The following is a 6,700-nucleotide window of genomic DNA, read 5'->3' as shown; positions in this document are numbered from 1 at the left end:
TGAATTTCAGTAAAACCGTGGGGCACACGGGGATCGCTCGGTCAACTTCCCATCATGAGATGGGATTACCCGAGAAGCCCCCACCTCTAAGCGAAGCGTAGGTGGTGGGAGTATGTCACTGAATCAGACAATATTATATCAATGATCCTTTTTGTTTTTCCATCTTTTTCTTCTTGTTTGCACGGTCTCATCGCTGTGTGTATTGACGATGTATTGACTATGGACGGCTGAAGGCTTTCGCTATGTGCATGAGGGAGAGCACAGAGAATGGTTGATTCGGTGAAAGTCGTTGTGAAAGGAAGAGAGAAGGTGTTCGCTTGGCCTCGAAAAGACAAGAGAAGTGGAACAACATGGCGCGCATCGCGTTGACGCTGGTGATTGGGGCGCTCGGCGGCTTTATTTTCGCCTTGTTCCGCATTCCACTCCATTGGATGCTCGGCCCAGCCGCCGCGTTGCTTTTGGTCGGCCGTTTTTGGAAGGGAGCGTTGTATTGGCCGGTCGGCATTCGCAACGCTGCGCTTATTCCGATCGGCTATACGCTAGGGGCATCGATGACGGCAGGAACGCTTGTGGAGATGGGCCGGCAATTGCCGGTGATGTTGCTGGCGACGGTGTTGATTTTGCTGTTTAGCTTCCTTGTTTCTTGCCTTGTCGCGAGATGGACAAAGATTCCGCTCCGTTCAGTCGTCACCGGCAGCATCCCCGGCGGATTGTCGCAAATGCTTGTGTTGGGCGAAGAGCTCGACGGTGTCGATGCCACGATTGTCACGTTTTTTCAAGTCATGCGCCTGATGGGCGTTGTATTTCTCGTTCCCCTCATCGCCTTAAGCCCGTTCTTTTCCGGCGGCGCTGAGGCAGGGACGGGCGCAGAAAGCGGACAAGAGGCGCATTGGAGCGTTGGTCTTGTTTGGCTGTATGTGATCGTCACAGTCGCCGGCGCGATCATCGGAAGACGCATCAAACTGCCGACTGCCTATTTGCTCGGCCCGATCATCGGAACAGCGGCTCTGGTCATGGCCGGGGCGCCGGCGCCGCCTTTGCCTGCTCCTTTGTTGGATATCGCGCAAATCGCGATGGGGGCTTACCTAGGCGTCATGCTGAAACCGGCCCGCATCGCGGAAAAAGGAAGAGCGGTGCTGGCCGCGATGGCCACCGGCCTTGCGCTCATTTTGTTTTCCATGGCTTCCGCATTTGTCTTAACGGTTTTGCATGGCGTGCCGTATTTGACAGCGTTCATCGCTTTGGCGCCGGGGGGTATGGATCAAATGGGGATTTTGGCGCGGGAAGCGCATGCCGATCTTGCTGTTGTGACAAGTTATCAAATGTTCCGCATTTTTTTCATTTTGCTTGTCGTTCCGCCGGTGCTGAAAAAATGGTTTGCCGCCCGCTGGTTTCGATCGATTGAACGATGGGTCATGCCGTCTGCGTCAATCCAAAAGAAAGGGCTGTGACAAGAAACAAATATATGCTAAACTAGAAAGAAAAAGGAGGGGGTTGCCATGAACCATTCGACCGTTTATCGTCCGCACAGCCCGGTGGCGAAGTTGGCGGTTTCCTTTTTAGCGGCGCTGGCTGTTGCGACCGCAGGGCTGTATGCCGGGCAATGGGTGCCGGCCGGGATGTACTTGCCGCTCTATGGCTTGGAACTCATTTTGCTTTTGGTGATGATCTTCGCCCGCAGCAAAAAAGCGGTCGGCTATCCGCTCATGTTTGCGTTTATGTTTGTCTCGGGGGCGACGCTCTATCCGCTCATCGGCTATTACTTGTCCGTCATCGGCGCAGCGGCGGTGTTCAAAGCGTTTGCGCTGGCCGTCGTCTCGTTTTCCGGCGTTGCCATTTACGCGGCGAGAACGAAAGAAGATTTTTCGTTCCTCGGCGGGTTTTTGATGCTTGGCGCGTTTGCGCTTCTTGGCTTGCTGATCATCCAATGGTTCATCCCATTCTCAAGCGTCGGGCAAATGGGCATCGCCGCTTTGGGGATTTTGATTTTCCTTGGCTTTACGATTTACGACATCAACCGTTTGGCCCGCTATGGCTTTACGGAAGCGGATATCCCGATGATTGTCGTCAATATTTACCTTGATTTCATCAATTTGTTTGTCTACATTTTGCGTTTTTTCGCCAGCGATGAGGATTGAGCGCCAAAAAGGGGCTGACCCAAAAGGCCGTCTGTCTTTAAGATAGGCACAACATATAGTGTTAAAGAAGCGGTCAGCACGCATATATGGAGGCGGAAGAGGGCGTCCCCATCCTTTTGGGACACCCTCTTTTTCCATGACGGTGGCATTGATCAAAGCGGCAAGTCGCGTTTGGAAAAGAAACTGATCCCCACCGTGTAGCCGAGGGCGCCGATCGCCAATAACAACAGGGAGACAGGGAGCCATTCGGCTTGGCCTTGGGCGATTTTTCCGGGTTCGAAGGCGGCAAAGATTGACCCATACCGAAGCCATTCCGCTTTCTCAGCCAGCTTGCCGATAAGGTCCAAGCTGTAAGACAGAACGGTGACCCCGCCAGATAAAGAAAGCGCCCGCTTTTCGTCGCTGGCTATGGCGGAGAAGAAAAACGAATAGCCGCTGATGGCGAAAAAGAGAAGGAACCCAATCGCATTCATGATCAGGAACCGCTCTGCATCGAGAGCATCATCGGCAACGAACCACGCGTCGGCGGCAAAACCAGCTGCGGTTGTCAAGATGACGATGGCCGCTAATCCCGTGAGCAGTACGAGCGCTTGGGTGAAGGCGATCGTTCGCCGCGAATTCGGCGTCGCAAGCAAATAGGCCATCCAACCACGGTCAATGGGCCGCGCCATCAGTTGATTGGCGGCGGTGATGCAATAAATCGAGCCGATTAAAATAAACAGCAGCCCGTAATACTCCCCGGCGATGAATTCGAGCAGGTTGCCCATGCCGGTGATGTTGAACACTTTCAGAAGCTCATCCGGCAGCTGTTGAAGATAGTGATTGATGGCTTTGGAATCGGCCAACGATGGATAGACGCCGGCGATCAGCGCGATATAAAAGGCTGATCCGACCGAATAGCTGATGATCGTTTTGGCCTGCGCTTTGACCATATGTTTATATAATGCGGCATTCATCGTTCGTCCCCCCGGCGATCATAGTAATGCAGAAAAATATCTTCTAAGCTTTGTGTGCGGAGATCGATACTTTGCACTTGGTATTGAGCCAGCTCGCGAATGAAGGCATCGTAGTTTCCTTGCACGGCGATGCAGACTCGGCGGCCGGCATGGTGGACGACCTCGAGCGGCGAGGCGAGCAGTTTCGCGACATCCTCTTCGCGGGACAACATGACGTCAAACAGCTTTCGCTGCATCGATTGCAGTTCATGAATGTCATTGACGGCCATCAGGCGGCCGTCTTTCATGATGGCTACTCGATCGCACGTCCGCTCGATTTCAGGAAAGATGTGTGAAGACAAAAAGATCGTTTTCCCTTTTTGCTTTTCTTCACGAATAAGATCGATGAACGTTTGTTGCATGAGCGGGTCAAGGCCGGATGTCGGTTCATCGAGAATGATCACCTCGGGATCATGCATGAGCGCAGCGACAAGGCCGACTTTTTGCTTTGTTCCCTTGGACATTTTCCGGAGCGGAAGTCGGACATCCAACTGCAGCCGTTCAATCAGCTCATCACGGTAGCGGGTCGAGTTCATTCGCCGCATCCCAGCCAGCAAGTCGAGCAGTTCCATCCCGGTCATTCCGTCGGGAAAGGCGATTTCACCGGGCAAATAGCCGATTGACGCCTGCACTTTTACGGACTCTTGCCAACAGTCGACCCCTTTGATGGCGGCGCGGCCTTTCGTCGGCTTCAGAAATCCAAGCAAGTGCCGGATCGTCGTGGACTTTCCCGCGCCGTTCGGCCCTAAAAATCCGAACACTTCCCCTTCATGGACGGTTAAGGTGACATCAAAAATCCCCCTGCCGTTCGGAAAGACTTTGGTTAACTGTTGTAGTTCGATCATGGCATGACCTCCCCTAGAGCTGATTTTTTGAAATATTTATGTTTAAATATTTCATTTTTATTATACGTCATTGTTTGGTGGTTCATCAATGAATTTTGTAATTTGTTTTTATTTATATTTCATTATAGTTAGAAGTAGAATAGATAAAGAAAAACAGAGTGGAAGGTGGTGCTGGATGAACGGCTTTGCTAGGCGGACAGAACAAAAAAAGCAGGCGATCAAGCAGGCGGTGCTGGAGCTGCTCCAAAAAATAAGGGACCCGCGCGAGGTGACGATCCAAGAGATCGCGAAACAGGCCCATGTATCGCCGGTGACAATCTACAATTATTTCGGAAGCAAGGAAAATCTCATCCGCGAAACGCTCCTCGATGACGTGGTCCGGCAAGTGATGAATACGAGGCGTTTTTGAAACAAGCGGGATCGTTTGAGGAAAAGGTGAAGCATACGATTTTCCAAGAGGTGAAATTGTTTAAAGAAGGTTGGGCAGATGTGATGCTGCGCTGGATGCAGGAGGATGAAGAATTTCGCCGTTCGATCGAGCTGCTAAATGAAACGCGGGTGCTGCCGCTGGTGGTGGACATGATTCGCGAAGCCCAGAAAAAAGGGGAAGTTGACCCGCGTTTATCTATCGAGGCGTTGTTGCTTTACTTGAACGGATGGCGGGAGCTGTCGGAAAAAATTCCGGCTTCCCTGTATAATGAGCGGTTGGTCGAAGACATGGTGCGGCTGTTTTTTTACGGCATTAAAGGTGAAACGCGGTGAGGCAGGAATCGGCAAAGGGTGGGGCGAATATAGGGAAAGAAATGGAGAAGAAAGGAGCCTCATGATGAAGTTTGCCGTCAATGTATCGACGATTTTCACGGAAGCGCCGTTTCTCGCCCGGTTTGCCAAGGCGAAGCAGCATGGGTTTTCGCACGTTGAATGCCAGTTTCCGTACTCGGTGGCTCCTGAGGCGATTGCTGATGAACTCGAGCAGCTTGAGCTGTCGCTTGTTTTGCTGAATTTGCCCGCTGGCGATTGGGAAAAGGGGGAGCGCGGACTGGCGATTCTTCCCGGCCGTCATGACGATTTCCGCCGTGCGCTTGAGGAAGGGGTGCGCTATGCGCTCGCGCTTGGCGCGCCGCGTCTTCATTGCATGGCTGGAGTGGTTCCGGCCGATTTGCCGCGGGAACGGGCGAAAGAAATATACATGCGCCGCTTGGATGAGGCGGCCGCTGCGCTCGGCGTCCACGGTTTGACGCTGACGATTGAACCGATCAATCCGTTCGATATGCCCGGCTACTTTTTAACCGATATTGAGGAAGCGGCGGCGATCATCCGCGATCTCGGCCGGACGAATGTGAAATTGCAATATGACGTCTATCATATGGCTCGGCTCGGACGCAATGTGACAGCGACGTTTGCCGACTACGCACCGCTCATCGCGCATGTGCAATTCGCTGATGCCCCCGGGCGGCATGAGCCGGGGACGGGAGCGCTTCCGTATCGCGAGATTTTCGCATTTTTGCAAGAGCACGGCTACAATGGAGCGATTGGACTTGAGTACATTCCATCAGGGAAAAGCAGCGAAAGTTTTGCCTGGTATGAGGAATACCGCGGAATGAAAGGGGGAGGCGGACGATGATGCGCGTCGGCTTTATCGGATTGGGCGTGATGGGATCGCGCATGGCGAAGCGGCTGCTTGAAGCGGGATTCAATGTTACGGTGTACAACCGTACGACAGAAAAAGCGGTTCCGCTTGTCAACCTTGGCGCCCGACAGGCGGCGACAGTGGCAGAGCTGGCTGGTGAGGCGGATATCATTTGCACGTGCTTATCGATGCCGGATGATGTCATCGAAGTGTATACAGGTGAAGGCGGCGTCCTCAGCGTGGCCCGGCCTGGGACGATTTGTCTTGATTTTACGACCGTCGGTCCGAAAACAAGTCGGTTTGTCGCTCGGCGCGCCGATGAGCACGGCGTCGCCTATTTGGATGCGCCAGTAAGCGGCGGGCCGGAAGGGGCGGAGCAAGGGGCGCTGACGATCATGGTCGGCGGGGCGAAAGAAGCATGGGAGCAGGTGCGCCCGTTGCTTCGGGTGTTAGGAAAAACGGTTGAATATTTAGGAGAAAGCGGCGCCGGCAGCGCGGCGAAAGTGATCAATCAGTACTTGGTTGCTGTCCATTCCGTCGCCGCGGCGGAAGCGATGGTCGCTGGCGTCGCTTATGGGCTTGATGCCGGGAAGCTGTATCGGCTGTTAAAAGAAAGCTACGGAGACAGCCGGATGCTGCGCCGCCATATGGAGCAGTTCGTGCTGCCGCGTCAATTCACTCCTGGCGGGGCGGTGAAGTATGTGCACAAGGACGTGCGCCTGGCGAACGAGTTGATGGATGACATCGGCCTTGGCCACCGTCTTGGCGTTCAGGCGGAAAAAGCGTTTGCCGCAGCGATCGCCGCAGGCCTTGCCGACTTGGATATGGCCGCGGTCATTCAGCCGCTCGAGCAGCAGGTCGGGGTGGTGGTAAAAGAGACAGAATGGACAAAATGATCGTCAAATTCAAAAAATTCGTTGAAAAAATGGAGGAGCGATGGTTTAATAGAAGTAGCAGGGAGGGTTGGCTCCAAAGGTTGTTTTGCGCTAAATCACTTGTATATATGACGGTGATCAGAAAAGGTGTCCTGATTCTTTTGGGACACCCTCCGCCTGATAAAGAAAACGGTTCGAGCGGTTCGCTTTTTTTTAC

At 53.4% G+C, this 6,700-nt stretch carries 8 protein-coding genes; 6 read left to right on the top strand and 2 right to left on the bottom strand.

Annotated elements, in window-relative coordinates:
* Nucleotides 1-317 precede the first annotated feature (317 nt).
* Nucleotides 318-1,451, top strand: a complete 1,134-nt coding sequence (locus I656_RS05305; protein WP_020755709.1) for an AbrB family transcriptional regulator — start codon at nt 318-320, stop codon at nt 1,449-1,451.
* Between the two features lie 48 nt (nt 1,452-1,499).
* Complete coding sequence (locus tag I656_RS05310) at nt 1,500-2,138, top strand: Bax inhibitor-1/YccA family protein (RefSeq protein WP_020755708.1); 639 nt, start codon at nt 1,500-1,502, stop codon at nt 2,136-2,138.
* Nucleotides 2,139-2,290: 152 nt separating this feature from the next.
* Here the strand turns inward: I656_RS05310 and I656_RS05315 are convergent, their stop codons facing one another.
* Complete coding sequence (locus I656_RS05315) at nt 2,291-3,094, bottom strand: ABC transporter permease subunit (protein WP_020755707.1); 804 nt, start codon at nt 3,092-3,094, stop codon at nt 2,291-2,293.
* On the bottom strand, nt 3,091-3,978 hold the full coding sequence (locus I656_RS05320; protein WP_020755706.1) for an ABC transporter ATP-binding protein: 888 nt from the start codon (nt 3,976-3,978) through the stop codon (nt 3,091-3,093). The genes I656_RS05315 and I656_RS05320 overlap by 4 nt, the downstream gene beginning before the upstream one ends.
* A 175-nt stretch (nt 3,979-4,153) precedes the next feature.
* Here I656_RS05320 and I656_RS19275 point away from each other — a divergent pair, with 175 nt between their 5' ends.
* The 4 genes from I656_RS19275 to I656_RS05330 all read left to right on the top strand — a co-directional run bounded on the left by I656_RS19275 (nt 4,154) and on the right by I656_RS05330 (nt 6,504).
* The gene (locus I656_RS19275) at nt 4,154-4,387 is read left to right on the top strand and encodes a TetR/AcrR family transcriptional regulator (RefSeq protein WP_020755704.1); all 234 of its coding nucleotides are present in this window, start codon (nt 4,154-4,156) and stop codon (nt 4,385-4,387) included.
* Nucleotides 4,384-4,740: a hypothetical protein gene (locus I656_RS19270; RefSeq protein WP_020755703.1), complete on the top strand. Its 357-nt coding sequence runs from the start codon at nt 4,384-4,386 to the stop codon at nt 4,738-4,740. Before I656_RS19275 ends, I656_RS19270 begins: the two co-directional genes overlap by 4 nt.
* Before the next feature lie 64 nt (nt 4,741-4,804).
* On the top strand, nt 4,805-5,602 hold the full coding sequence (gene hyi / locus I656_RS05325) for a hydroxypyruvate isomerase (protein ID WP_128570082.1): 798 nt from the start codon (nt 4,805-4,807) through the stop codon (nt 5,600-5,602).
* Nucleotides 5,599-6,504 carry an NAD(P)-dependent oxidoreductase gene (locus I656_RS05330; protein WP_020755701.1) on the top strand — a complete coding sequence of 302 codons (906 nt, stop codon included), beginning with the start codon at nt 5,599-5,601 and terminating at the stop codon, nt 6,502-6,504. The genes hyi and I656_RS05330 overlap by 4 nt, the downstream gene beginning before the upstream one ends.
* The last annotated feature ends 196 nt before the right edge of the window (nt 6,505-6,700 follow it).

The sequence above is a fragment of the Geobacillus sp. WSUCF1 genome (genome assembly GCF_000422025.1).
Lineage (GTDB): Bacteria > Bacillota > Bacilli > Bacillales > Anoxybacillaceae > Geobacillus > Geobacillus zalihae.
Note: the sequence above shows the minus strand (reverse complement) of the source record. Positions and strands in the feature narration are given on the sequence as shown.